Source organism: Fimbriimonas ginsengisoli Gsoil 348 (genome assembly GCF_000724625.1).
Lineage (GTDB): Bacteria > Armatimonadota > Fimbriimonadia > Fimbriimonadales > Fimbriimonadaceae > Fimbriimonas > Fimbriimonas ginsengisoli.
This window is the reverse complement of sequence record NZ_CP007139.1, coordinates 2,336,447-2,361,914: the sequence shown is the minus strand read 5'-3', so window position 1 is coordinate 2,361,914 and position 25,468 is coordinate 2,336,447. Positions and strand designations below refer to the sequence as shown.

The 25,468-nt window shown below is 60.7% G+C and carries 22 protein-coding genes; 6 read left to right on the top strand and 16 right to left on the bottom strand.

Annotated features, from left to right (window positions below; all coding sequences use genetic code 11):
* Nucleotides 1–4 precede the first annotated feature (4 nt).
* The 11 genes from OP10G_RS10790 to OP10G_RS10740 all read right to left on the bottom strand — a co-directional run bounded on the left by OP10G_RS10790 (nt 5) and on the right by OP10G_RS10740 (nt 14,412).
* Nucleotides 5–1,753 (bottom strand): cytochrome c oxidase subunit I, encoded by a 1,749-nt coding sequence (locus tag OP10G_RS10790; protein WP_025225877.1) that lies wholly within the window; start codon nt 1,751–1,753, stop codon nt 5–7.
* The gene (coxB, locus tag OP10G_RS10785) at nt 1,750–2,880 is read right to left on the bottom strand and encodes a cytochrome c oxidase subunit II (protein WP_025225878.1); all 1,131 of its coding nucleotides are present in this window, start codon (nt 2,878–2,880) and stop codon (nt 1,750–1,752) included. The genes OP10G_RS10790 and coxB overlap by 4 nt, the downstream gene beginning before the upstream one ends.
* A 7-nt stretch (nt 2,881–2,887) precedes the next feature.
* Nucleotides 2,888–3,796, bottom strand: coding sequence for an SCO family protein (locus tag OP10G_RS10780; protein ID WP_025225879.1), 909 nt, complete (start codon nt 3,794–3,796; stop codon nt 2,888–2,890).
* A 23-nt stretch (nt 3,797–3,819) separates the two neighbouring features.
* Nucleotides 3,820–4,443, bottom strand: a complete 624-nt coding sequence (locus OP10G_RS10775; RefSeq protein ID WP_025225880.1) for a hypothetical protein — start codon at nt 4,441–4,443, stop codon at nt 3,820–3,822.
* Nucleotides 4,433–5,677 carry a hypothetical protein gene (locus tag OP10G_RS10770; protein ID WP_025225881.1) on the bottom strand — a complete coding sequence of 415 codons (1,245 nt, stop codon included), beginning with the start codon at nt 5,675–5,677 and terminating at the stop codon, nt 4,433–4,435. Before OP10G_RS10770 ends, OP10G_RS10775 begins: the two co-directional genes overlap by 11 nt.
* 21 nt (nt 5,678–5,698) lie before the next feature.
* Complete coding sequence (locus OP10G_RS10765; protein WP_025225882.1) at nt 5,699–6,352, bottom strand: c-type cytochrome; 654 nt, start codon at nt 6,350–6,352, stop codon at nt 5,699–5,701.
* Complete coding sequence (locus OP10G_RS10760) at nt 6,349–6,903, bottom strand: DUF3341 domain-containing protein (protein ID WP_025225883.1); 555 nt, start codon at nt 6,901–6,903, stop codon at nt 6,349–6,351. The genes OP10G_RS10765 and OP10G_RS10760 overlap by 4 nt, the downstream gene beginning before the upstream one ends.
* Nucleotides 6,903–8,315, bottom strand: coding sequence for an NrfD/PsrC family molybdoenzyme membrane anchor subunit (gene nrfD / locus OP10G_RS10755; RefSeq protein WP_025225884.1), 1,413 nt, complete (start codon nt 8,313–8,315; stop codon nt 6,903–6,905). Before nrfD ends, OP10G_RS10760 begins: the two co-directional genes overlap by 1 nt.
* A 3-nt stretch (nt 8,316–8,318) precedes the next feature.
* Nucleotides 8,319–11,537: a TAT-variant-translocated molybdopterin oxidoreductase gene (locus OP10G_RS10750; protein WP_025225885.1), complete on the bottom strand. Its 3,219-nt coding sequence runs from the start codon at nt 11,535–11,537 to the stop codon at nt 8,319–8,321.
* Between the two features lie 42 nt (nt 11,538–11,579).
* Nucleotides 11,580–12,341: a cytochrome c3 family protein gene (locus tag OP10G_RS10745; protein ID WP_025225886.1), complete on the bottom strand. Its 762-nt coding sequence runs from the start codon at nt 12,339–12,341 to the stop codon at nt 11,580–11,582.
* A gap of 244 nt (nt 12,342–12,585) precedes the next feature.
* On the bottom strand, nt 12,586–14,412 hold the full coding sequence (locus OP10G_RS10740) for a heme o synthase (RefSeq protein ID WP_025225887.1): 1,827 nt from the start codon (nt 14,410–14,412) through the stop codon (nt 12,586–12,588).
* Nucleotides 14,413–14,659: 247 nt separating this feature from the next.
* On the opposite strand from OP10G_RS10740, the gene OP10G_RS10735 reads away from it, so the two are divergent.
* The 5 genes from OP10G_RS10735 (at nt 14,660) to OP10G_RS10715 (ending at nt 21,194) form a co-directional block, all read left to right on the top strand.
* Nucleotides 14,660–14,899 carry a ribbon-helix-helix protein, CopG family gene (locus OP10G_RS10735; protein ID WP_144241099.1) on the top strand — a complete coding sequence of 80 codons (240 nt, stop codon included), beginning with the start codon at nt 14,660–14,662 and terminating at the stop codon, nt 14,897–14,899.
* Nucleotides 14,889–15,236 (top strand): type II toxin-antitoxin system PemK/MazF family toxin, encoded by a 348-nt coding sequence (locus OP10G_RS10730; RefSeq protein WP_025225889.1) that lies wholly within the window; start codon nt 14,889–14,891, stop codon nt 15,234–15,236. The genes OP10G_RS10735 and OP10G_RS10730 overlap by 11 nt, the downstream gene beginning before the upstream one ends.
* A gap of 56 nt (nt 15,237–15,292) precedes the next feature.
* The gene (locus OP10G_RS10725; RefSeq protein ID WP_025225890.1) at nt 15,293–16,318 is read left to right on the top strand and encodes a S41 family peptidase; all 1,026 of its coding nucleotides are present in this window, start codon (nt 15,293–15,295) and stop codon (nt 16,316–16,318) included.
* Nucleotides 16,319–16,466: 148 nt separating this feature from the next.
* Complete coding sequence (locus tag OP10G_RS24420) at nt 16,467–19,691, top strand: AAA-like domain-containing protein (RefSeq protein ID WP_025225891.1); 3,225 nt, start codon at nt 16,467–16,469, stop codon at nt 19,689–19,691.
* A gap of 54 nt (nt 19,692–19,745) precedes the next feature.
* Nucleotides 19,746–21,194, top strand: a complete 1,449-nt coding sequence (locus tag OP10G_RS10715; protein ID WP_025225892.1) for an AAA-like domain-containing protein — start codon at nt 19,746–19,748, stop codon at nt 21,192–21,194.
* 289 nt (nt 21,195–21,483) lie between these two features.
* Here the strand turns inward: OP10G_RS10715 and OP10G_RS10710 are convergent, their stop codons facing one another.
* From OP10G_RS10710 to OP10G_RS26800, 5 genes are all read right to left on the bottom strand, one after another.
* Complete coding sequence (locus tag OP10G_RS10710) at nt 21,484–22,536, bottom strand: bifunctional phosphoglucose/phosphomannose isomerase (protein WP_025225893.1); 1,053 nt, start codon at nt 22,534–22,536, stop codon at nt 21,484–21,486.
* A gap of 101 nt (nt 22,537–22,637) precedes the next feature.
* Nucleotides 22,638–23,081, bottom strand: a complete 444-nt coding sequence (locus OP10G_RS10705; protein WP_038472985.1) for a single-stranded DNA-binding protein — start codon at nt 23,079–23,081, stop codon at nt 22,638–22,640.
* A gap of 4 nt (nt 23,082–23,085) precedes the next feature.
* Entirely contained in the window at nt 23,086–23,394 is a 309-nt protein-coding gene (rpsF, locus tag OP10G_RS10700; RefSeq protein WP_025225894.1) for a 30S ribosomal protein S6, read from the bottom strand.
* Nucleotides 23,395–23,411: 17 nt separating this feature from the next.
* Nucleotides 23,412–23,600: a hypothetical protein gene (locus OP10G_RS10695; protein WP_025225895.1), complete on the bottom strand. Its 189-nt coding sequence runs from the start codon at nt 23,598–23,600 to the stop codon at nt 23,412–23,414.
* A gap of 48 nt (nt 23,601–23,648) precedes the next feature.
* Nucleotides 23,649–23,846: a hypothetical protein gene (locus OP10G_RS26800; protein WP_025225896.1), complete on the bottom strand. Its 198-nt coding sequence runs from the start codon at nt 23,844–23,846 to the stop codon at nt 23,649–23,651.
* A gap of 147 nt (nt 23,847–23,993) precedes the next feature.
* Between OP10G_RS26800 and OP10G_RS10685 the strand changes: the two genes are divergently transcribed.
* Nucleotides 23,994–25,448: a phytoene desaturase family protein gene (locus tag OP10G_RS10685; RefSeq protein WP_052547692.1), complete on the top strand. Its 1,455-nt coding sequence runs from the start codon at nt 23,994–23,996 to the stop codon at nt 25,446–25,448.
* Nucleotides 25,449–25,468: the final 20 nt, after the last annotated feature.

The following is a 25,468-nucleotide window of genomic DNA, read 5'->3' as shown; positions in this document are numbered from 1 at the left end:
CTAGTTACTCATCTCCCTTTGACGATCGATCCTGCGGCAGTCGGTCGCCGTCCTTCGTCTGAAGACCGGGCTCGTCGCCGTGCAGGATGCGGTGGCTACCAGCTTCCTGCTCGAACTCGCTTGCCGGGTCGAAGTCGTAAACCTCGTCGGTGACGATCGGCGTCTCGATGAAGTTGCTCGTCGGAGGCGGCGACGCCGTCTCCCACTCGAGACCGTGGGCGCCCCACGGGTTCGCACTCGCCTTCTTGCCGTTGATCAGGGAGGCGGTGAGATAGAACGCCGGCAGAATGAAGCCGAGCGCCAAGATCGACGCGCCCAGCGACGACATGATGTGATACGCCTGATACTCCGGCGCGAAATAGTAGTAGTGGTACCGGCGCGGCATACCGAGCCAACCCACGATGAACTGCGGGAAGAACGTGAGGTTGAATCCGATGAACACGATAAGCGCGGCGAACTTCGCCATGCCGTCGTTGTACATTCGCCCGGTCATCTTGGGCCACCAGTAGTGGAGGGCGCCAAGGTAGGCCATCATCTGCCCGCCGACCATCACGTAGTGGAAGTGGGCGACGATGAAGTAGGTGTTCGTCAGGTGAACGTCGGTCCCCATCGAGGCGAGGAAGAGACCGGTGAGACCGCCCACTGTGAACAGTCCCATAAAGCCGAGTGCGTACAGCATCGGCGCTTGCAGGCGGACGCTGCCTTTGTAGAGCGTTAGAGTCCAGTTGAAGATCTTGATGGCGGACGGAACCGCGACCAAGAAGCTGATGAGCGAGAAGACGATCCCTTCATACATCGACTGGCTGGAGATGAACATGTGGTGGCCCCACACGAGGAATCCCAAGCCGGCGATGGCGAGCGAGGAGAACGCGACGAAGTGGTAACCGAAGACCCGCTTACGGCTAAAGTTCGCGATGAGCTCCGAGATGACTCCGAAGCCCGGCAGAATCATAATGTAGACGGCCGGGTGGCTATAAAACCAGAACAGGTGCTGGAATAGAACCGGGTCGCCGCCAAGCTCCGGAGCGAAGATCGGCAGGTGGAAAGCGCGCTCGAATACGACGAGGAGAAGCGTGATCGCGATGACCGGCGTGCCGAGCACGAAAATGATGCTCGTGGCGTACATCGACCAAACAAAGAGCGGCAACCGGAACCAGGTCATACCGGGCGCCCGCATCTTGTGGATGGTGGTGATGAAGTTGACGCCGGTGGTGATCGACGAGAAGCCTCCGATGAAGATTCCGATGATGGTAATCGTCACTTGGCCATTCGAGTAGGTACTCGAAAGCGGCGTATAGAAGGTCCAACCAGTGTCGACGCCGCCGCCTAGGATTCCCCAGAGGATGCAGCCGCCGCCCGCCATGTAGAGGTACCAGCTCAGAAGGTTGAGCTTGGGAAAGGCGACGTCACGCGCGCCTATCATCAATGGCAAGACGAAGTTCCCGAAGATCGCCGGAATCGCCGGCACCAGGAACGTGAAGATCATCAGAATGCCGTGCGAGGAGAAGACCTTGTTGTAGGTCTCGGACTCCAGGATGACGCCGGCAGGGCTCGTCAGCTCGTAGCGGATCAGGCCCGCCGCGATGCCGCCCAGCAAGAAGAAGAACGCCGTGGATACGAGATAGAGGATCGCGATCCGCTTATGGTCGTGGGTCAACAACCACGATTTGATGGTGTGCCCGTTGTTGGCGTAATTGACCGGTTCGTGCACCTCCTCAAAGTGGTCGTCAGGACGGATGACAGTGGCGCTCATGGATTCTTTCCTTTCTCAGCGGCGATCGCACCCACCGCGGGGGTGTTGTTACGCACGGTCGGCGTAGCGTTGGGGTCTTCTTGGTTGTACTGCATCGCACCGACCGAAAGCGTGTCGGGCACATCTTGGCCAGTGGCGTTGGTCGGCGCGGTTCTCCGATTGACGATGCTCGTCGGGGTGGTCGAGCCGGCGGTCGTCCCCATCGCCTTGATGTAGGCGATCAGGTTAAGGACGTCTCCTTCGGTCAACTGGCCGTCGTAGGCGGGCATCGTCTCGTCGTACCCTTGGGTCAGGTGGTTGTACGGGCGGAGGATCGACTCGCGCAGATACTCCTCGTTCGCCACCAGCGACGAACCGTCGGTGAACGTTCGCTTCGTGTTGTAGATCCCCATCAGGGTCGGAGCGCGCGGGGTGCTGGTTTCACCATGGCAATTGTTGCAGCCGACCTTGTTGTAGATTTTCTGTCCGGCTTGCTCCATCGACATCGGGGCGACGGACATTCCTCCGTTGGCCAGCCACTTCGCGTACTCACCCGCCTCCATAGCGACGACCTTGCCTCCCATTTCCGAGTGCTGCGTTCCGCAGTACATGGAGCAGAAGAGGTGGTATTCGCCCGCCTTGGTGGCGGTGAACCAGAGGCTGGTGTAGCGTCCAGGCACCACGTGCATCTGCACCCGGAACGCTGGGATGTACAAGCCATGGATGACGTCCTGAGAGATCATGGTCAGCTTGACCGGCTTGCCGACCGGAACGTGGAGCGTGTTGTTCTCCCTAACTCCGTTACCGTGCTGGATGTGCCACATCCATTGTTTGCCCACGACGAAAATTTCTTGCGCGTCTTTGGGGGGCGTGCGCATTTCGACGAATACGCGGGCGCCGAGCCAAAACATCCCGATGCCGAGGATCAGCGGGACGAAGGTTAGCGTGAGCTCGATCTTCAGGTTCTCGTACATGGGGCGGGAGCGGTCCACCTTGTTCCCTGCCCGGTACCGGATGGAGAACGCGATAATGCCGACCGTCACGATGACGAGGAAGAAGAGCGACAGCAAACAAAGCGCATAGAACACGAGGTCATGCTCGCCAGCGAAGTTCGATGCGGATGGAGGCGCCAGGGGAAAGTTGAACATATCTGTGTTAGCCACGCTTCAGCGCACGGGGATCGAGGCCCCGCAGCCGCTCCTCGCGCTTGCTGTTTCGACTCATTAGAAAAATCCAGAGCCCTACCACGACGATCGTGAGGACACCGGCAACTCGCATGACATTCTCGACCACGATCCGGTACTTACCGGTCACGGGGTCGAGCATGATGCAGCCGAACATCATCGATTGATCGGCTTTATCGCCAATCTCTTCTTTCTTTGCGACCGCGAAATTCTGCTGAATCACGCGAGTCGGAAAATCGTTGCCGATCGTGTAGCTGCTGACCCGCCCGCTGGGCGTCAGCATCACGGTGCACGTCGGGTGGTTGATCAGGTGCTTGACCGGATCGAACTTGTATTTGAATCCGATGGCGTCGGTGACCTTATGGATCGACTCTAGGTCGCCCGTCAGGAGGTGCCATCCCTTGGATGCGTTCTCGCGCCATCCTTCGGGCGCGTTTGGCGGCTCCATAGCGTTAAGAACGAGCTGCTTCTTGGCGCGGGCGAGCTCCGGCGTTTCGAGGGGGTCGATGCTGAGGAGCACCATCTCGACGTCGCGCCCCGGTACGAGCTCGTTGTCGACTTTGTTGGCCTTCGCCAACGTTTTCATGGTGGCGTCCGTGATCAGCGGACAACCGGTTCGGCACTGGAAAAAGATCGGGAGGATGATCATCGGGCGCTTGCCCATCAGATCGCCGAAGCGGATCGTCTTGCCGTCCTCGTCCTTGAACTCGACGTCCTTGGGCACCGGTTGGCCGAGCCGCTGGGTGATGCCCATCGTTCGGGCAAGCGGAGACTCGTTCTTCCGGTCTCCGTCTTGGGCCGGCGCGAACGCGGCAAGCCCCAGACAGAGGGCGAGCAGAGCTGCCTTCGTCGTCTTCGGGTTCATTGCGTTCGGTTTCATTTGTCGTTTCACCTAGTTCTCAGCTATTGGCCGGCCCTTTTGGGCGCAGTTTTGGGCGATCCGTTGGGGCTGCTAAGATGCACAATGCCTTCGCTACTGGTGCCGCCACCAAGGGGCGCAGGCGGCTGAACGATTCCGGGCACACCTGGTTGTCCAGGTTTTTCGGTCGGAGTTTGCGTCTGCACCCCGGTCGGCATCTGGTTCTGGTTGGTCGTGTTCCCCTTCGAAACGGCCGGGACGGTTCGGTTAGTGGGAACGATTCCCCGCTGAGCGATCAGGTCGATCGCGCGGTCGATCGGGATATGAACGCGAGTCAGCGCCTTGTCCATGTAGCCGGTGGTATTGAGCTTGGCGCTCTCTTCCTTCCGGAAATCGGAGATGTCGACCTTCGACCCCACGTTGTCCTGAAGGAGCGGATTCGGGTCCTGCGGGATTCGGCGAGCAAGCGCTTCGTGCGGTCCAACTCGCGTGTCGGTGACTCGGAAAATCCAAAAGCGGTTGGCATAGATAAACCATCCGACGACGGCGCAAAACGCTCCGAAGCTCAAGAAGTAAATGATTGCCTTCCGGGTCTTCGGATAATCGACGTCGCGGATCTCGTAACCGAGTTCGACCAGCGGATCTTCTCGCGGCTCGTTAGTGTGCATGCTTCATCGCCTCCAATCGGTGGTCGTAAGTCGGTACCAGCGGCGCTTTCGCGGTCTGCAGGGCAAATACGGCGATCCAGATCGCGCCCACTCCGGCCCAAGCCAGCAGGTCCCACACGAAATGCGCGGCAAACGGGCCTTGGATCGCGCGGCCAGGAATCGACGGCTGCACCAAGAGATAGATTTCGATAAAGTGCATTACAAGGATCCAGCCTCCGACCAGTCGAAGGTTCTCTGGATACTTCTTGATGCGCGGCGACAGCAGCGCGAAGAACGGGATGAAGAACCGGCCGATCATGAGCGCCATGCCGAGGATTCCCCAGTGGTTGCTCGCCATTCCGGGCGGGAACATGTCGGAGCTTCGGTTCTTGTAGTAGCTCGTGGTCTCGGGGATGTTGCCGTTCCAGATGATGAGGAACTGCGAAAGCGAGGTGTAGCCCCAAAGCATCGTCAGGGTGAACTGCATGTTGCCCTGGTCGCGGGTCAGGGTCGGGGAAATCACACTTCGATACGGCTCTTTATCCGAGTTCGCGTTGAAGATCATCAAGCAGAACGCCAAGCCGGCGCCGCACGACATGATGATGAACCAGGTCCCGTACATGGTGGAGAACCAGTGGTTATCCATCGACATAAGCCAGTCGGTAAGCGCAAAGGTGACCGTGAGGAAGAACATCACGATTCCCGCGGCCCCCCAAGCGGTGCGACTGATCTCGAGCTTGAATCCGCCACCCGCCTCTTGGCGAAGAACCGATCTTCGCATGAACCAGGAGTAGGCGATCCAGATTGCGAAGAACGCCACGTACCGAATGGTAAAGCCCATCGGATTCATGTAGGCGCTTCGGTGGTTCATCACGTGATCCGCCGCTCGCTTCACTGGGTCGGCCCAATCGTACAGCACGCCGGGATTCAAAACGAACGGCAGGAACAGGACGGCCATGGTGAGAAGCGCCGCCGGACCGCCGCCCGCCTCCATCAGCCTTACGAATGGGACCGACCAGCGACCTCGCACGCAGTGGTGCAGGATCGACATTCCGAACAGCCCAAGCGTCAGGCTCATCCAGAACATGACCCCGAACATGTACGAGGCGTACATTTCGTGGTTGTCCGCCCCGAAAAGCTTTATTCCCGTGATCGCGATGAGGACAATCCCCAGAATCAGCATCGGCCGGCCCAGGCTGCTTATCCGCAGTTGAGGCGCCGTTCCGGTCGTGGTTTCGTGAGTCGTGATAGCCATGTTGTTCGTTCCGCGAGCGGATTAGCCCTCGGACTTCGCTCCTTCGCCCGAAGCGGCTTCGGCGGGAGCGGGATGGGTGCTCTTCTCGAGCTCGACCGGGTCGGCGTCGGCCGGAGTAGCGTTTTGGCTAAGCTGCAGCGCGCGGATGTACGCGACGACGGCCCAGCGGTCCTGCGGCTCGATACGCGATGCATAGCTGTACATCGCGCCGTAGCCGTTCGTGATCACATCGTAGAAGTGCCCCACCGGCATCTTGCGCAGGCGATCCGTGTGGTAGTTGCCGGGCGGGCGCCGGAGGGCGAACCCGCGCTTCGAAATCATGCCGTTTCCGTCGCCAAGCTGTCCGTGGCACGGCGTGCAGTAGATCCGGAATCGATCCTGGCCCCGCTTGATCAAATCGGCGGTTACCGGCATCGGAAGCTTGTCGACCCAGTGACCGTCTTGAATGCCCGTGAAGAACGGGGCGTCCTCTCGGAGGTGGCCGCGAGGGATCGAGCCCGGTACCAACGGACGGTTTGCGGCGCCGTCGGCGAAGAATTCGCTCGCATCCAGCGGCTCATGCCGAGGCTGTCGCCACATGTCGGTGTTGCAACCGGCGACGAAGATCGCCAGCGAGCCGAGGGCCAATGCGCGGGAGATGTGGCTTGTGGTCTTGGCCATTCGTGGGTCCTTCATTCCATAACCTCGTTCAACGTGAGCGGGTTAAGGCCCTGGAGAAATTGGCGGGTTCCCTCGGCGTCGTACTGCTTATCCCGCGATTCGATCGCTAGGAAGAATCGATCTTGGGTCGCCCGCTCGAAACCGGGGGTGTTGAAAATCGAGTGGTACGGCTTCGGCAGCCGGTTGAGCGCCATCATGGCGAAGACTGCCGTGAGGGCCGAGAACAGGATCGTGCTTTCGTAGGTGACCGGGAAGAACGCCGGGATCGAGTTCAACGGCTTGCCGCCGACGTTCATCGGTAGGTCGATGACCGCCGTGTACCACTGGAGGGTGTAGCCGAAGGTACATCCAATGAGTCCGCCCATGAAGATGATCCATGGGAGGCGGACGTCGTGGAACCCGATCGCCTCCGACAGCCCGTGGATCGGGAACGGACTGTAAGCGTCCGTTTTCCGGTATCCGGCTTCTTTCGTCTTCTCCGCCGCCGCCAACAACGCCTCGGCGGAGTCGAATTCGGCCACCAAGCCAAACGGCTGCGGGACCACGGGATCGTGTCCGTGCGACATTAGTGTGAAGCCTCCGTCGCCGCGACGACCTCGCCGTTAGGCGAGTCCTTGTGGCCGAGAAGATTGAAGAGCAAGACCTTCATTTCGAAAATGTTGATGACCGGCATGAAGCGGATGAAGAGGAACATCAAGAAGATGAAGAACCCGATCGTGCCGCCGAACATGGCGAAGTCCCAAGGGGTTGGGTAGTACATCTTGTTCATCGACGGCAGGTATTCGGCCGTGAGCGACATCGGGATGATGACGAACCGCTCCAGCCACATACCGAGACCGACGAACTGACAGACAACCCAGAGGAAGTTCAGATTGGTCCGAAGCTTCGGGAACCAGAGAACTTGCGGCAGGATTCCGTTGCAGAAGATCAGCAAGAAGTAGGCCCAGGAGTAGGGACCGGTAAAGCGCCGGTTGAACGTCATGTCCCACTCGTTCGGGTTGCCGCTGTACCAGGCGTAGAAGACTTCCAGGATATAGCCGTAGAAAACGATGAGGCCGGTGGCGAGGGTGATCTTCGCCATCCAGTCGATGTGGCGCATCGTCACCAGATTCTCGAGTTTGTAAGCCTTACGAACCGGGATCAGGAAGGTCAGAACCATCGCAAAGCCGGCAAAGACGGCGCCCGCGACGAAGTACGGCGGGAAGATCGTGACGTTCCATCCCGGCACCTGTGAGATCGCAAAGTCGAAGGACACGATCGAGTGGACCGACAGAACCAGCGGCGTCGAGAGACCCGCGAGGATCAGGTACGCCTGCTCGTATCGGTGCCAGTGACGGTTGCTGCCACGCCAGCCAAAGCAGAGAAGCGCGAACAGCACCTTCATCCACTTCTTCTTCGACTTATCTCGAAGGGTGGCGAAGTCGGGGATGAGGCCGATGTACCAGAAGAGAAGCGAAACCGTGAAGTACGTGGAGACCGCGAAAACGTCCCACATGAGCGCCGACCGGAACTGCGGCCAGAGCGCCATGATGTTCGGGTACGGGAAGAGCCAGTAGATGGCGACCCATGGACGTCCGGTGTGCAGCAATGGGAACATGGCGGCGCACATGACCGCAAAGATCGTCATCGCTTCCGCGAAGCGGTTGATCGAGTTACGCCAAGTCTGTTGGAGCAAGAGCAGAATCGCCGAAATCAGCGTTCCCGCGTGGCCGATACCGATCCACCAGACGAAGTTGACGATGTCGAACGCCCAGCCGACCGGGACATTGTTGCCCCAGATGCCGATTCCCTTATAAACGAGCCAGGTGATCGACGTGGCAAGCAAGCCGGTGCCCAAGAGGCCGACCACGAAGAAGATCCACCAGGCCCTCTTGTGACGCTTCTGATTCAGAATGAGCGACCCGATGCTCTCGTCCAGCGTCGCGTAGGTCTGCTGGCCGGTGATCATCCGGTCGTTCAATGGTTCTCGGATAGCCATAGGTTAGGCTCCCTCCGTCGCGCCGGCCGCCGCTGCGCCGTGGATCTCGGGATTGGGGTTGCGCAGCTTCGCGAGGTGCGAAGTGCGGGGTCGGGTAAGCAATTCTTCCAGAAGAAGGTAGGCGCGGGGGTCGTGCCGAAGCTCGGTAACCTTCGCCTTCGGATCGGCGATGTTGCCGAACACGATCGTCTGGGTCGGACACGCCTGCTGGCATGCCGTTACGATCTCGCCGTCCAGCGGATCGCGGTTCTGCTTCTTCGCTTCGATGCGAACCTCGTTGATCCGCTGCGTGCAGTAGGTGCACTTCTCCATGACGCCGCGTCCGCGAACGGTGACGTTCGGGTTGTTCAGCATCCGAAGGAGCGGGATCCTCGGTTTCTCGTCGAGGTGGACGTCGAACTGCTTCTGGTTGTCCGTGAAGTTCAGATAGTTGAACCGGCGGACCTTGTAGGGGCAGTTGTTGCTGCAGTATCGGGTACCGACGCAACGGTTGTACGTCATCTGGTTCAGCCCCTCGTGAGAGTGGACCGTCGCCGCGACCGGACAAACCGGCTCGCAGGGGGCCTTCTCGCACTGGACGCACATCACCGGCTGCCAGGAAACCGCGGGATCGTCGTCTCCGCCGCTGTAGTAGCGGTCGATTCGGATCCAGTGCATCTCGCGATGGCGCGCCACCTGCTCTTTGCCGACGACCGGGATGTTGTTCTCCGCCTGGCAAGCTGTAACGCATGCGTTACAGCCGATGCAGGTGTTGAGGTCGATCGTCATGCCCCATTGCAGCCCCTCGTATTGGAAGATCTGGTCGGGGAAGAGATTCTGGTCGTTCAGCTCCTTATATTCTTCCTTCCGCTTCTCCTCGATCTCTTTCCCTTTGGCCAGGAAGGTAGCGAGGTTGTGCTCGACGACGACTTCTCGCTCGTCTCCCTCGAACTGCGGGATGTGGTTGCCATCCAGCGGCTGGTGTCCCTGGGTGGTCGCGAGGTCGTAGCTGTTGCGCGAGAGAACGGTGACGGTGAGACCGCCTTGGAAGTAGGGCGCGGCTTGGGTTCGCAGGGCGTAGCCGTCGAATCCGCCGCCACCCATCTTGTCGTTGATGGACGAAGTGACGGTGTCGATCTTCTCGCCGTTGTCACCGACCGATGCGACGACGCCGCCCCTCGTTCGGCCGAAGCCGAGGTGGACGGTGATCGCCTGATCCGGATGTCCGGGCTGCACAAAGACTGGCGCCTTCACGTTCTTGCCGTTCAGGGTGAGCTGGACGACGTCGTCGTCGGCTACTCCGAGCGACTTCGCCATCTTCGGCCCCATGATCGCGGCGTTATCCCACGTGAGCTTCGTCAGCGGGCGCGGCAGCTCCATAAGCCAGCCGTTGTTGGTGTACCGGCCGTCGTAAACGCAGGGGTCGGGACGGAAATTGACTTCGATTCCCTCTACCTTCTGCGGGGCAGGAAGGGACGCCGCGTCGAGCGTGACGGTAACCGTTGCCGGGGCTACCGCGGAATTCTTCACCAGGCCGTCGTGGACGACCGTCCGCCAATTCTTTTCGAATGCGTTATCGAATTTGCTGCCCGCGGGAGCCGGCGAACCGAAGACTCCGCTCTGATGCCAGTGATCGCGCACCAGGTCGTAGCCACCCTTTGGCTCGTCGAGCAGCGTGGCGAGGAACTCGATCGCCGAGCGACCTTCGTAAAGCGGAGCGATCAGCGGTTGGATGACGCTCAGCGTTCCGTCGAACGCGCGGGCGTCGCCCCAGGCTTCCAGCTCATGCGCGAGCGGTAGGTGCCACTCCGACCAAAGGCTCGTCTCGTCGTCGTACGCGCCGAAGCGGATCTTGGTCCGCGCCTTCAGCATCGCGTCGCGGAAGTTGAGGTCGGCCGGGGCGTCGTAAACCGGGTTCGCCTCCATGACGATCAGCGTGTCGACCGCGTTTCCGTTCAGGTCCTGAACCAACGTAGCGAGATCACCCACCGCGACCGGAGAACCGGCCGGATTGGCGGTGACATCGACCGCCGGAATGTGGGTGACGGTCGCGCCAAAGTTTCGGAGGTGGCTATTGATCGCCTGGACAAGCGCGTGCACCTGCGGCGGCTGGTGGTCGCCGGTGATGACGATGCTCGCTCCTGCGTTATCCGTCAGATCCTTCGCGACCGCCGCGAGATGCGCGGCGCTGATCGAAGAGCCTCCGGCCGCGCTGACTCCAGGCACGCCGAGAGCGGCCGCCAGCGCCAGGGCGTGGGCGTAAACCTCGGAGCCGCGAACCGTCCAGCAGTGGTCGGCCATCGCCCCCGCGAGGGTGGGCGTGCTTTGAATGGCGTAGAGACGATTCATCGTCCCCTCGTAACCCTTCACCCGCCGCTTCTCCGCGAATTGTCGGGCATTGACAAGGGCGGCCGGATTCGAGACCGAACTCAGGAAGTCCCCGTCGAGGGAGAACACCACGTTCGCCTTGCTGAAATCGTAGATCGTGTCGTACGCGCCGCCAAGGGCGAGGCGGGAGCCCTCGTGGGCATTCGCCCGGCCGACCGGCTCATAGGCGTGCCACTTCACCGCGGGGTATTTCGCCAGGAACCGCGTCATCAGACCGATGAACGTCGGCGAGGTGACCGAGCCGGTGAGGATGCGAATGCTGGCTCCGCCGGTCTTCTGCTTGTCGGCCAACAGCTTCTTGATAGACGCTTCGAACAGTTCCCAGGAGGAGAGATCCGCATCGAAACCAAGGTTGGCCCGGTTCAAAACCGATCCGGCGCGATCGGGATCGTAGAATCCTAGGACTTGCGCCTGGCTGATCGAGTCGAGCGCGCCGAGGGAAGCCGGGTGCTCCGGATTTCCTTCGATCTTGATCGGACGCCCCTCTTGCTGCTCGACGAGGACGCCGGTTGCGTATCCGCCCAGCGTAATCGCGCTGGCGTAATAAAGCGACTTGCCCGGAACCAGCTCTTCCGGCTGGCGAACGTACGGGACGACCTTGTCTTCCGGAAGGAAGACGCCGCGGCAACCGGAAAGCCCCGCGAGCGCCATCGATGCGCCCATGAACTTCAGCAGGTCGCGCCGGTTGATCTGCATGATCGACCGGCGGTTCGGGAACTCGTCCTCGACCCACAGTTGAAATTCCGGCGTGTCCGCTAGCTCGCTGAGCGTGCGCCAGTAACGCTTGCCGCCCTGGCCCGCGAGCTGCTCTCGCGCTGCCTCGACGTCAAACCGCTGCTCCGTGTTCGTATCCATCGTTAATCTCAAATCGTCAGTCACAAATCTTCAATCCGGCGACTAGTAGTGGCAAACCGAACAGTCGGCCAATTGCGCCACATGGATGCCGTACTTGCTCACGAGTTCCTTGCCCTTCGTCTTATCCTGAGCGTCGTCCGATCCGCCGTAATCTCCGTGCAGGATCTCTTTCTCGCGATCGCTCAAGTTGGACATTCCTTTCTCTTGGAACTTCCAGTAGAGGTTGAAAACCTGGTTTCGCGGCGCTTCGGTAGCGGGCGCGGTCTCGTCTTTGTACACATACCGCTCCGGCGCGCGGTGGCACTGAAGGCACCACGCCATCTGGAAGCTGTTCCCCTTAAAGGTGATCTGCATGTACTGCACGGCGCCGTGGCACACGTCGCAGTTGATGCCGCGGTTGATGTGGATCGAGTGGTTGAAGTGCACGAACTGGGGCACCTTGTTCACGAGGTTCCACTTGATCGGCGTGCCGGTCTCGTAGCTGCGGCGTACCGGCTCGAGGAGCGGCGAATTCGTCCAGATCTGCGAGTGGCAGCTCATGCACGTCTCGGTCGACGGTAAGCCCGCATAGGAGGACTTCTCCACGCTGGTGTGGCAATACCGGCAGTCGATACCAAGCTCCCACGCATGGTGCTGGTGGCTGAACGGCACTGGCTGGTTCAGCGGAACGTCGACCTTGGTGTTGGCAGGCGATCGCGAGAGACCCGCGATGGATAGCCATACGGTCGGCACCCCGATCGCGATCGACAACATGGCGACTTGGGCGATCGAGTTGGCGCTCGGCTTAAAGACTTGGGCAGACATTAAGATTGCTCCGTAGCTGTGAGGGGGCGATTCCGCGCTGCGCTGCCCCTCCGGTGCGCAGCAATAACGGCGGCTTGTCGTCCGTGACGAACCGGCGTCGGAAGTGAAACGAATTCTACCGAGTGAGCGTAAAGTCTTGCTCGCGTAACGCGGGCGGCTCGCCCAAGGCGGTTCTCGGCCTCAAAGCAAACGACTTCACGCGCAGGCTGCGCGTGATACCCACGGGCGGGCCGCCCGTGCCACTTCATGCCATCACCACCGCGCGATCGATCGCGAACATGAGGAAAAGCAGGGCCAGGTAGAGCATCGAATAATGGAACAGGCGGCTTGCGCGCGGCCGGTCGATGCGACGATAAAGCTCGACACACAGGTAGAGCAAGATGGCGTTAAGGACGAAAGCCGCCCCCGCGTAGATCCATCCGACTTTGGGAAGCAGGAACGGAAGCAGCGACACGATGAACGTGATGATCCCGTAAATACCGATCTGAATCACGGTATGGCGGTCGCCTTTCACACACGGCAGCATCGGCACCCCGGCCGCCGCGTAATCGTCCTTCAGAAGCAGCGCCAGCGCCCAGAAATGCACCGGCGTCCAAACGAAGATGATCGCGAACAGATAGAGCGATAGCGGCGGAAGATCGTTCGTCACCGCCGCCCAGCCGACCAGCGGCGGGAACGCGCCGGCCGCGCCGCCGATGACGATGTTCGACCAAGTGCGACGCTTGAGAAGCATCGTGTAGACGACGACGTAGAACACCAATCCGCTAAACGCCATCACCGCGCTGAGCAAGGTTCCGGCGAACCAAAGGAGCGCGAACGAAGAGGCGGCCAGTGCGAAAGCGAATAGGAGCGCGTCGCGCGAGGGGATCGACTGGGTCACCGTCGGACGCTTCGCGGTCCGTTTCATCGCGAGGTCGATGTCGCGGTCGATCACCATATTGATCGCGTTCGCGGCTCCCGCCGACATATATCCGCCAAGCGCCACCGCCAGGAAGAGCCATGTGCCCGGCCACTGCCCCTTCGCCGCGACCATGGCGGTCAGGGTGGTGAAGAGCAGAAGCGAGATGACGCGGGGTTTGGTGAGAGCGATGTACGCCTTGATCAGCTCACGCCCGCGAAGCGGCTCGAACTCGCCCGCTTCTTCGGGCGCGGGACGCGATTCGACTCGCTCGATCCCATCGGCGAGGCAGAACGCCCCCAGCGCGACGAGCGAGATCCAGTTGACGTCGGCCAGCATCAGATGCGCCATCTGCATCTCGATCGGCGCCTTCAGCCAAATATTGAGCGAGCCAAGCGCAAGCTGCGCCAGGAATAAACCGACCACCCAACGAGTGGCCGCCTTAACGCGCGGGTCCGGCCTCAGGTGCTGTAGCAGTCCCGCCGCGAGCATCAGATACAAGCCGATGCTGGCCGCAATGAACGGGTGGAGCGGCTGGAGGCGGACCATCCAGTGGGTCGCCGGGTTCATCGCCGCCTGAAGGACGTTCGGCGTCTCGTGGAGCTGATGCCCGAGCGCGGAGATCGCGCCACTGACACCGAGCGTGATGACGCCGAAGCAAGCCATGCCGATGATCCAGCCGACTGTGCTCTGGCCCTTCAGCCGCGGCGTCGGCAATCCACTTGCGCCAAGAGCGGCCAGCGAGATCGCGCCGAGCAGCAAGAACGTGCTGACCACATGGAACGCCATAACCCCGGCTCTTGCCGCCGAATCGTTAGTCGTCACGAGGCCGAACTTAACCAGCGCCGCGCCAACCAGCGCCTCCATGATCACAAATCCTAGGACCGTTCCGGAAGCCTTTCGGACGAGATGCTTCTTCGGATAGGCGATCCAGGCCCAAACCACCATCACCAGCGCCATCGGCAGGATGAGGCCGGTGGAGATCCGGTGGGACATCTCGACGAGCTTCGCGCCCGGTCCCATCAGCGGGGTGCTATCGCCATCGCACAGCGGCCAATGGCTACCGCATCCGTCGCCCGACTTGCTGGCGCGAACGTAGACGCCCCAAGCCACCGCGGCTAGATTGTAAAGGAGGACGAGCCAAGCGTACTTGGCGAACCGACTCACGTTCACCACGACACCTCAGAAACTGCCGCCGAAGGGCTCCGCGCAAGCTGCTTTCGAAAATGCAAGGCTTGCATGAACTTTCTGAAAGTTGTGAAAGCTCGGGGCGCGTCGTCCATTCGTCTGTTCCTTTTTACCCGATGAGGTGTTGGCGGTTGGCAGTTAGCGGTTAGCGGATTCCGAAAAAGGGGGGATCGACTACAGCTATTGGATAAATGAATACAGATTGTTCAACGTTTTGCAATACAATGAGTCTATGTCCAAAGTTCATATTGGAGTGAGGATTCAAACCGAGACTGCGGATCGGATCGAAAAGATCGCCAAGGATCGCGGTCGCTCACAGACCCAGGTCATCGAGCAGCTACTCGAGTTGGGCCTCCAGAAGCTCGACCAAGAAGCGCTGGCGGAGGGGTTTGCCCTTTTGGGAAGCTCGGAAATGCAGGATATGGATTTCCCCACTGGAGCCCAACAGGAGGCTTACCGCGTTGCAGATTGAGCGCGGGCAGGTCTGGATGTGCGACTTTAACGAGCATCCCGATAGCCGGCAGAACGGAGTCCGTCCCTGTGTGGTTGTCCAGACCGATCATCTGAACCGGGTCGAGAGCTACAAGCTCACAATCGTGGTTCCGTTTAGCACAAAGGGTTCCGAACGCATCCCCTCTCATGCACTGGTCTTGCCCAGTAAAGGCAATGGTTTGTCGGAGGAGAGCTTCGCCAAGTGCGAACAGATTCAAACGGTTCCAAAAAATCGCCTGACCCAGCGGAAGGGGAAACTTTCACGGGAGGAGGCGGAAAAGGTCTCGCAGGCTTTGAAGCGCACGCTCGACATGTGAGATTAGATCGCCGGCTGAAACCAATCCTCCGTCGCATTCCGTATTGAAAACGTCCCATGGTCACGTCGCTGCTTGCCCTCTCCCTTTCCCTCGTCGCCGCCGACATCTCCGCCGACGACCGTCGCAGCACGATCGATTCGCTCGTCAGCGCTATTCAGGAGCGGTACGTATTCCCTGACCTGGGAAAGAAAGCTGGCGAGGCGCTCAAAGCGAAGCTTGCCTCCGGAGGCTACGACACGTTGAGCGCGGGTCCCGACTTTGCCAAAGCGCTCACGGAAGATATCAACGCCATCTGTAAAGATGCCCACTTCCGCGTCCGGTACAGCGAGAAGCCGCTTCCGGTCCGAGCCCAACGCGCCGCTCCGTCGCAGAAAGAGATCGATCAGGACAGATGGTTCACTCATAAGGCAAACGCCGGATTCGAAAAGGTCGAGCGCCTTCTCGGCAACGTCGGCTATATCCGGGTGGACGGATTCTTCGATCCGGAGATTGCGGCCCGTCCGATCCAGGCCGCGATGGACTTTGTCGGCGACACCGACGCGCTGATCATTGACGTCCGCTACAACGGAGGTGGAGACCCGGCGACCGTCCGTCTCCTCTGCAGCTATCTCTTCGACCCAAAGCCCGTGCACCTGAACGATATCTATATGCGCGAGGGTAACCGGACTGAGCAGTTCTGGACTCTTTCGAAGCTTCCGGGTCGCCGCTATGTCGGTAAGCCGGTCTACGTCCTGACCTCCAAGCGAACCGGTTCGGGCGCCGAGGAGTTCTCGTACGACCTGAAGAACCTGCGCCGCGCCACGATCGTGGGGACCAGCACCTGGGGAGGCGCAAATCCCGGCGGCGTCGTTCGGCTAAACGACCACTTCGGCGCCTTCATACCGGTCGGCAGAGCGATCAACCCTTATACGAAGACGAACTGGGAAGGAACCGGCGTGGACCCAGACATTCACGTCGCCTCCGAAGACGCGCTTGCCACCGCCCAGCGTATAGCCGTCGAAAAGTTGCTCGCGGAGGCAAAGAGCGAAGACGACAAAGCCCGCCTCGCCGACGCCCTGGCCAGTTTGAAGCCGAAGTCCTGACGTTCCGCCACAAGCAGAAACGCTCACAAATCGCTCCGCTCGCGCCCCGGGTGCAAGCGGCGTTGGATTCAGGTCTGCCTCAAGCCTCTTTTATCCTTGTCGACCCTCCACCACAACCTCCCGGATCGTTGTAGTATCGGAACCGCCGATGGTGGTGGGTCGTGAAAGTAATTTCTTCGTATCCGGCGGCACGTTGCCGCTGGATGCGTCCAGCTACGTCGAGCGTAACTGCGACCAGCAGCTCTTCGAGGCGCTGCGGAACGCCCAATACTGCTACGTCCTGAACTCCCGCCAGATGGGGAAATCCTCCCTTTCAATCCGCACGCTCGCGAAGCTGGAGCAGATGGGATGGTGCACCGTGTCCATCGATCTCACGCAGATGGGGGGACGGAACGTGACGCCCGACCAGTGGTACATCGGCATGGCGGCGGAGCTTGGACGGGTTCTCGGACTCAGAGCCGAGATCCTGGCCTATTGGAAGGCAAAGTCCGAATTCGGGCCGATGCGACGCTTTTTCGGCGCGCTCCGCGAGGTGGTCCTCGAAAAGGTCGAACAGCCGATCGTTCTCTGCATCGACGAGATCGACGCCACACGCAACCTTCCCTTCGACACCGACGAATTCTTCGCCGGGATCCGGGAGTGTTTCAATCGTCGCGTGCAAGATCCCGCGTTCCAAAGGCTGACCTTCTGCATCCTCGGCGTCGCGGTGCCCAGCGACCTGATTAGGAACCCTACGACGACGCCGTTCAACATCGGCGAGCGGGTTTACCTACGGGATTTTACGGTCGAGGAGATGCGCAGGCTAGCAAGCGCGCTCGGCCCGAACGGGGATACGCTCATCGAGCGCGTCCACTACTGGACCGGAGGCCATCCGTTCCTTAGCCAGAGCCTATGCGCCGCTATCGCGGCCGATCCCGCGATCCAAACGTCCAAGCAAGTGGACGACTTGATCGAAAAGGAGCTCTTCGGGCCCAAGGCTCGCGATCGAAACGTCAACCTGGCGGATGTTGCGAATCGGGCTCTGAATGCCGGCTTTGCCGAGCCGGACCCCGAACGGTTCCGAGCCGACCTTCTTTCCGCGTACGCCCGCGCGCTCAAGGGTAAACCGGTGACCGACGACGAGGCAAACCGGGTGGCGAGCCTCCTCAAGCTCTCGGGTTTGGTCCGGTCCGACGGCATGCGGCTTCGCCCGAGAAACCGGATCTACCAGCGGGTGTTCGATGCGGAGTGGATCCAAGAAAACATGCCGGGGCAAGAGTTGCTGCGGCTGCAACAGTCGTTCCGCCGGGGAATCATTCGCGCCACCGCCGCCTACGCCGCGGTTCTGGCAACCGTGGCCGCGTTCGGAATCTTCGCCTGGACCTCGCAACGCAGGGCCGAAGCCGCAACCGTCGCCCTCGACCGAGAGCTGTACATCGCGGACATGAATAATCTCCGCCTCTTCGAGGAAAACGGAGACACCCCGCGGATCGCACAGATCCTGGAACGTACGAAAAACAGCCCTTACCGGAGCATCGAATGGGGACTCTGGATGAAGCGCCTCCACGATGCGAAGGAGGAGTACACCCTCGACTACCGAGCCCCGGGCAAGCGGGAGAACGGCTATCTCACGTGGGACGGCCGACTCATCTGCCTGACCGACGACGTGACCATGACGGCGACGGTCATCGACCGGACGTCTAAGCGGACGATTTGCACGAGAAATTTAACGCCGACCCAGCAAGTGGTCGCCACCAAGACCGGCTTCCTAACTGTCGATACGCAAGTCACTCCGGCGCCCGTGGTCGATCTGATATCGCGCAAGGAACTGAGGCGGATTGGAAATCCGGACGGCAGGATCTCGACCCTTGAGACTCGCCCGAATTCGGACATCGTCCTCACCCTGGAAGAGCTTCCTAACAAAGTTCCCGGCGGGAGGGTCGATCTGTGGAATCTGACCACCGGTCACCAAACCTTTTGTTGGGGGGGACCGGGGCTTTCCATCGAACTCCCAGTGGCTTTCTCGCGAGATGGAAGCCGAGTTCTGATCACCCCCGGACGCGGAGCCGGCAAAGCCGGCCTTCGCAACGTCGTGGTGATGGAGCCGTCGTCTCACCGGGAGGTGGATCGCTTCACCCTCGAGGACAGCGGCGCGTTCTACGACCTGTCCGACTCAGGGAAATACTTGCTTTACGGGGACGGCAAGTCGGGGACGATAGGTCGTGACGTCGATCGCCACGAAACGATCTACCGGCGCCTCTGGTCCCCTGGCGAAACCCGGACCGCTGGCTGCTTCTCGGACGGAGAACAAAAGGTCGTCACCCTCGACCGCACGGGCAAGGCGATCGTCGAAGAGTTTCCAACCGGCAACCCACTGGGGACGATCCTCAACATATGGAATCTTTCGGGGACCGCTTCCAGTTCAGAAATCGTAGCGGCGTCCGCGTCGGTACGGCTCTTCGATCTCCGAAACTCAGTGGGTCCTCGAATATTAGGCCAAGGAGACCGAATCGGCCGCAACGGCCAAAATAACCTCGCCGTCTTTCAGGTCTCGCCCCGTGGCCTCCTCCGATTCTCCGACCCGGGCTTGGTGCAAGGCCGACTATCGCCCGCTCCGGCCCATTTTCGCGGCTACACGTACAACGGCCGATGGCAAGTGGAGTACACGAAGGGCGCAGCCCAAGCGACGATCTTTACCGATCCCTTTAGCGACGCAAAGCCGATTCGTTTACCGATGGTTCCGATCAATTTTTCCGGCGGAATCGCTCGGGACGTGTTCGCGATTTTGATGCCGCAAACGAGCGATATCTTGGGCATCTCGGGTGAAACCGGCGAAGTGCTTTGGAAATACCATGCCGAGGGCTGGCGTAACGGGCTCTGGGTCTCGCCGAGGGGAGACTCCGTCTTTGCCTTCGTGGGAGCGGCGGCTCTGCTCGTTCTGGACGCCCATACCGGCAAGGTCAGGGCCAGGTTGGAGCGACACAACCTCCGCATCACCAATTTGACCTTCTCCGCCGACGGAAAGAGCTTCTTCACCTGCGGCGCCGATGGGCGGGCGGTGCTTTGGGACATGGCCTCCCTCACCGAAAAAATGGAGTTCCAGGGGAACGTCGCCCAACGGATCGGCGGCGCCGATCTATCTCCCGACGGCAAACGTGTGGTGACCGCCAACGATGGCGGGTCTTGGCAGCTATGGGATGCCGTTACGGGCGTTCAGCTCGCCGACATGAAGGCCTCGAACGGGTCCGTTCGATCCATTCTCTTTACCGCGGATGGGAAGAAAGTGGTGGCCGCTTGCGAAGACGGCAAGATCCGGGCATGGGAATCCAGCGAGCGAGATCCCTCTTGTCGCGTCCCGGTTAGCGCTTCTAGCCTGAAAGACGTACGACGGTAGTCGCCGGGGAGATTTGCAGAAGATCGGCAATCGTGCTAGCATCCTCCCGACCCCATGGTAGTTTTGCTGTACAAGCGCAACGCGCAACCAGACGATCATCTGCTGGCGCTTTTAGAGCAATCGCTTCGGGATGCCGGCCACCCGGTTTTCGTCGATCGCCACCTCAAGATCGGCGTCGAGTGGGCGAAGGCGATCGAGCAGACGATTCGAACTGCGGACGCCCTCGTCGTCCTCCTTTCCGAGTCGGCTTGGAAGAGCGAAATGCTTGAGTACGAGATCGAGACGGCAACCGATCAGTTCCGTAAGACCGGCAAACCGAAAATCCTTCCGATATTAATCGGCGCAGACACGAAGCTAGAGGGGGCGGTGGCGGCCCAGGTCGGAGAGTTTCAATTCGCAGTGTGGAAGGGTCCGGAGGATGACGAACCGATCGTGGCCGAGGTTTTGGCCGCCCTCGAAGACTCGGCTCCCATCCCCAAGAAAGTCGTTCCGATCGAGCCCGCGGGCGGAGCCGTCTCCGCTTCATCGCCGTTTTACACCTGGCGAGAGACGGACGCAGAGTTCGACGCCGCGTTGCGAAACAACGAAAGCATCGTCTTGGTCAAGGGACCGCGTCAGATTGGGAAGACTTCCCTCATCGGCCGCGGGGCTTTGCTGGTCGAGGAGTTGGGATGGCGTCAGGCCTCCACCGATTTCCAGACCCTGAGCGCTTCGCAGTTCTTTTACGAAGATCAGTTCGCCCGCTTGCTTGCGGCGATGCTCGCTCGCCAGACCGGGTTTAAGTACGACTTTGCCGGCGAGTGGCTGGAAGTTTTCGGCCCTTCGGTAAACCTGGATAACTTCCTGCGAGCCTTATTGGAGGACTCGGAGAAGCCGTTCGTCTGGTTCTTGGACGAAGCCGATCGGGTCTTCTCCGCTCCGTTCTCGGGCGACTTTTTCGGACTGGTCCGCTCTTGGCACAACGCCCGGGCGCGCGATCCAAAGGGACCGTGGTCGCGATTCACGGTGGTAATCGGATACGCAACGGAGGCTCGGCTCTTCATTCGAGACCTGAATCAATCACCGTTCAACGTCGGCCGACAGATCTCTCTGCGGAACTTCACCGTGGAGCAGACGATGGACCTCAACGAAAAGTACGGCAAGCCGGTCGAGCGCCGCTCCGACATCGAGGCGCTCCAATTCCTGCTCGACGGCCAGCCGTTCTTGACCCGGCGTGCCCTTGAAGTGCTGGCCTCCAAGAAGCTCACCTTTGGCGCGTTGCTGGAAACCGCCGACCAGGACGACGGACCGTTCGGCGATCATCTCAAAAGGATGCTGATCGCGGTCTCACATGTCCCCTCGGTGCTGGCCGCCGTCCGCTCGTCGCTCGCGATGCTCCCGCCGGCAGAAGCCGACGGAGTCGAGCGCCTCATCGCCGCCGGTGTCCTCAAAGAAACTCCCGGTCAAGGCGTCGACCTCGCGTGCGACCTGTACGCCCGGTATCTGGCCAGGCACGTACGCTAAGGACCGCCGGTCTCCAGACCTGCCTCCGAGAAAACTGGTCATCAAGAACCTGCCTCCGAGAAAACTGGTCATCAAGAACAATATCGGTATGCCCGTAGCCCGTGGCTTGAGCCGCGGTTCAAGGTTCTACCGGGGATAAATTCCCGGGCTACGGGTGAATCTGTGTTGTCAATCTATTTTGTTGGTGACCATAATCCCCGGGCAACGGGCACCTAAGAGGCCCGAAAGCTTCACGAAGCCGCGCTCGACGAACTCGCACTTTTGCGCTTCGGTGAGCGTCATGAAGGGCCTACGAGACCTTGGCGAGTTCGTCCTTTAGGCGGTTGATCGAGCCGATATCTTCGGGGTCCACGCCGTTCAAGCGGGCCAGATACACCGAGACGTAGTCGCCGTAGTGGGCGAGCGTCAGCATCTTCTCCAGGAGGGTTTCGCCCAAAGCCGGGACGTGGGTGAAGGAGCACGTCTCCCCAATGAGTCCTTCGGTGACGCGAGCTCGCGCCTTCATGCGAACGCTCTCGGACCCGTCTTCCAACACGACGCCGACGTAGCGGCCGACGCTCTGGCCGGTGGCGCCGACCCAACCCATGATCTCGTTGTGGTTCAGCTCCGGATAGGTGTTCACGAAAGCGAGATGCTTCGCATTTTCGTTGATCTGGCACCGCCATCGGTTGGCGATGTAGCCCTGCCAGCTTCCGAGACCGTAAATGATCGGCAACGCGCCGTGCATCTTTCCGGCGAGCGCCTTGGCATCGTTATCTTTCGCCTCCGGCCCCCAATCTTCACCGCATGTCTCCAGCAGCGCGATCGCCTTCTCGATCTCCGGGTCCGGGATCAACTTCATACGGTGGCAAGCGACCAAAACCGGAACCATCATGTACCCGAGCGCGGTACGGGGCGGCTGGCCGCCGGGCACCAGGTAGACGGTGTAACCATCGGCTTCCGCCTGCTCCTTAAGCTTTCCGCCGCTGGTGACCGCCACGATTCGCGCGCCCGATTTCTTTGCGGAGGCGTAGGCCGATAGAGTCTCCTCCGTGTTGCCGCTGTAGCTTGCGCAGAAGACCACGTCGCCAACGCCGATGTAGCTTGGAACGGCGTAGTCGCGGACGACGATGAACGGCGCGCCTCCGTGCGCCTCGAAAATCGCCCGGACGAAGTCGCCGCCCGCGCCCGAACCGCCCATCCCCGCCAACGCGACCACGCCGGGGCGATTTTCCAGCTTCGGCGCATCCACGCGACTCGCGATCTCGAACGCTTCCCGGCATTGCGCCGGAAATCCTTCGGTTAGCGCGAGGATCCCTTTGGGATCGAGTTCAGTCACAACGGCGCGATCGTTCAGATTCATAATTCTCTCCCTAAGTTTAGCGTCACCGAACCGACAAAACATCAGGCGGCAAGTGGGAAGAATCCCACTTGCCGCCTGACGCTCTCATTTTTTCGCTCGACTTACTCGTCAGCGAACGGATCGTACTCATCGGGGCTCGGGGCGGCGCCACCGGCGGGTCGGCCGCCGCCACCGCCGTAGCTCTGCCCGCCGCCGGCATTGCCCGGAGCGTCGTCGCGCGGCCGGTCGAGGCCTTGGACGCTGTCGGCGACGATCTCGAAAATCTCGCGGTTGTTTCCCTCTTTGTCGACGAACTTCCGCGTCTCGATGCGCCCCTCGACCGCGGCCAACCGGCCTTTGGAGAGGTAGTTGCTTACAAACTCCGCCGTCTTATCCCATGCCTTGCAGCGGAAGAAATCCGCCGTCGGCTGGCTTGGGTCCTGCGGTTTGAATCGCTTGTCGACGGCGATCGAGAACTCAACGACGCTCTTGCCGGTGTTCGTCGTGCGCAACTCAGGGTCGCGCACGAGCCGGCCGATCAGGATGACGCGATTCAGCGAGGACATAGGGCTATACCTTAGCCGGTTTGTCGTCCATCTTGTAGATGCGGTGACGGATTACGTCGTCGGAAATTCCCAAAAGTCGGCTAAGCTCGGCGGGCACTTTGGCCTCCGCCTCAAAGTTCATGAGGACGTAGTTTCCTTCTTTGAACCCGTTGATCTCGTAGGCGAGCTTCCGCTTGTCCCACTTGCCCGCCTTCTCGACGGTGCCGCCGTGGGTCTCGACGATTCCCTTGAACCGGTCGGCGACCTTCTGAACGTCGGCGTCGGAGAAATCCGGCTTCACAATATAAAACAGTTCGTACTTTCGGTTTGCCATTTTTTGGTCTCTTTGGGCTAGGCGACTTCGCAAGCGGACAAGCCGGCGCGAAGCAGAGAGCCGTGGTACGTACAGAATACCTCGTCGGTCTGGTTGGCGGTTAGCAGTTGGCGGTTGGCGGTGGGGGAGCGAGAAATCCAGCACCGCTCCTCTTCCGGACCGCTAACCGCGAACCGCCAACTGCTAACCGCGGCAAGGCCGCGCAAAAAAAGCCCCGGCTTCGGGCCGGGGCTTGGCGGGGTGCCTGGTTAGGATTACTTGATGATCCGGCGCGGGTCGAAGTTTACGACGGCTCCGGACAGGATGATTAGGGCCGCGGCGAAAACGCCGAGCCACACCCATTCGAGCGAGCTCGAAAGGCGGCCATGAGTCAGATAGTGGCCGATCGTTCCCGCCAGCGCCACAAAGGTTGCCGCGAAAATTCCGTTCGTACTCACTTCGTTCTCTTTCATGACCGGCTACTAGGCTACAACGGCCTTCCGATGTGCGCAACCTTGCCCGTGTTTTCTTGCCGCCATCAGCGCAACGATGGCGAACGTGTACCCCGGTCGGATAGCGCGCGATGCAATGCGCGGTCAAGGAACCCCGTAGAGTGCACCGTGACGCGCAAGCGATTCGTCGTGGTGGGGGCAGGTTTGGGAGGCTTGGCGACGGCTCTGCGCCTCTCCCACCTCGGCCACAAGGTTACCGTTCTGGAGAAAACCGGCCAGATCGGAGGACGCAACCGGGAAGTTCAGGTGGGAGGCTCCTTCTTCGATGGCGGCCCCACGCTGCTGATGATGCTCGACGCGTTTCGAAAACTGTTCGCCGATGTGGGGGAGCGGATGGAAGACCACCTCGACATCTCTCTATGCGACCCCAGCTATCGCGTCTTCTATCGCGACGGCTGCCGGATCGAAGGCACACCGAACGTTGCCAGGATGATCGACCAGATCGAGCGTATGTCCGGCCGGAAAGATGCACTCGCCTATCCAAGGATGCTCGGCGATCTTGCCGCGCTCTACGAGGCCTCGATTCCAAACTTCGTCCGGAAGAACTTCTACCGTCCGCAGGACTTCTTCGGCGTCCGGTCGCTGGGCCTGGTGGGGCGGCATCGCATGCTCGGAAACCTCGCGCAAGGGATCGCCCGCTACATGGACGACCCGAGGCTCCGGATGCTTTTTTCGTTCCAGACGATGTACCTCGGGCTCTCGCCCTACGAGGCGCCATGGGTGTACGCGGTGCTCACTTACATGGAATACGGGGAGGGGATTTGGTATCCGAAAGGAGGCGTGGTCGAGCTTTGTCGAGCCGTCGGGCGGCTCGCCGAAACCCGCGGAACGGAGATCCGCCTCAACTCGCCGGTCAAGCGGATCGAGGGGAGGCGGGTGGAGCTTGAGAATGGAGAGACGGTGGAAGGCGACGCCGTGATCTGCAATGCCGACCTGCCGTACGCCGAACGTGAGCTGTTGGGAGGCTCGCCGAAACGAGCGGGACGACGTCGCTACTCTTGCTCGGCATACATGGTCTACATCGACTACAAGGGCGAACTGCCGCAACTGCTCCACCACAACGTCTTCTTTGGCAATGATTTCGAGGGAAACCTCGAAGCGATCTTCAACCGCCACGAGCTCCCAGACGATCCCGCCTTCTACGCATGCGTCTCTGCCCGCTCGGACCGAGAGCGAGCCCCGGATGGCCACGAGAACCTGTACCTGCTCATCCCGTGCCCCAACCTGGACCGGCCTTGGAGCGACGCCGATGCCGCTGCCCTCCGGGAGCGAGCGTTCGCGCGGCTGCAATATGAGGTTGGATTCGACCGGTCGCGGATCGCGGCGATGCGCGACTACTCCCCTTCCGATTGGGCAGGAGAGCTCAACCTCGACCGCGGAGCCGCCTTCGGCCTTAGCCACCACTTCAACCAAAGCGCCTTCTTCCGCCCCGGCAACCGCAGCCGCCGGAATCCGAACGTCTACTTCGTCGGCGCTAGCACCGTTCCCGGAAACGGTCTCCCGATGGTGCTCATCTCGGCGGAGCTTGCGGAGGAAAGAATCCTCCGGGATTTGGGGAAGTAGCGAATATTACACATCCGGCC

Bases quoted from the DNA above. Each gene is read 5' to 3' on its own strand.
- OP10G_RS10735 (WP_144241099.1), top strand. From the start codon at position 14,660: ATGTCCAAAGTTCATATTGGAGTGAGGATTCAAACCGAGACTGCGGAT.
- OP10G_RS10760 (WP_025225883.1), bottom strand. From the start codon at position 6,903: ATGTCGCACGGACACGATCCCGTGGTCCCGCAGCCGTTTGGCTTGGTG.
- OP10G_RS10770 (WP_025225881.1), bottom strand. From the start codon at position 5,677: ATGGCTATCACGACTCACGAAACCACGACCGGAACGGCGCCTCAACTG.
- OP10G_RS26800 (WP_025225896.1), bottom strand. From the start codon at position 23,846: ATGAAAGAGAACGAAGTGAGTACGAACGGAATTTTCGCGGCAACCTTT.
- coxB (WP_025225878.1), bottom strand. From the start codon at position 2,880: ATGTTCAACTTTCCCCTGGCGCCTCCATCCGCATCGAACTTCGCTGGC.
- OP10G_RS10780 (WP_025225879.1), bottom strand. From the start codon at position 3,796: ATGAAACCGAACGCAATGAACCCGAAGACGACGAAGGCAGCTCTGCTC.
- nrfD (WP_025225884.1), bottom strand. From the start codon at position 8,315: ATGGCTATCCGAGAACCATTGAACGACCGGATGATCACCGGCCAGCAG.
- OP10G_RS10710 (WP_025225893.1), bottom strand. From the start codon at position 22,536: ATGAATCTGAACGATCGCGCCGTTGTGACTGAACTCGATCCCAAAGGG.
- OP10G_RS10715 (WP_025225892.1), top strand. From the start codon at position 19,746: ATGGTAGTTTTGCTGTACAAGCGCAACGCGCAACCAGACGATCATCTG.
- OP10G_RS10790 (WP_025225877.1), bottom strand. From the start codon at position 1,753: ATGAGCGCCACTGTCATCCGTCCTGACGACCACTTTGAGGAGGTGCAC.
- OP10G_RS10745 (WP_025225886.1), bottom strand. From the start codon at position 12,341: ATGTCTGCCCAAGTCTTTAAGCCGAGCGCCAACTCGATCGCCCAAGTC.
- OP10G_RS10725 (WP_025225890.1), top strand. From the start codon at position 15,293: ATGGTCACGTCGCTGCTTGCCCTCTCCCTTTCCCTCGTCGCCGCCGAC.
- rpsF (WP_025225894.1), bottom strand. From the start codon at position 23,394: ATGGCAAACCGAAAGTACGAACTGTTTTATATTGTGAAGCCGGATTTC.
- OP10G_RS10765 (WP_025225882.1), bottom strand. From the start codon at position 6,352: ATGAAGGACCCACGAATGGCCAAGACCACAAGCCACATCTCCCGCGCA.
- OP10G_RS10775 (WP_025225880.1), bottom strand. From the start codon at position 4,443: ATGCACACTAACGAGCCGCGAGAAGATCCGCTGGTCGAACTCGGTTAC.
- OP10G_RS10705 (WP_038472985.1), bottom strand. From the start codon at position 23,081: ATGTCCTCGCTGAATCGCGTCATCCTGATCGGCCGGCTCGTGCGCGAC.
- OP10G_RS10750 (WP_025225885.1), bottom strand. From the start codon at position 11,537: ATGGATACGAACACGGAGCAGCGGTTTGACGTCGAGGCAGCGCGAGAG.
- OP10G_RS24420 (WP_025225891.1), top strand. From the start codon at position 16,467: ATGGTGGTGGGTCGTGAAAGTAATTTCTTCGTATCCGGCGGCACGTTG.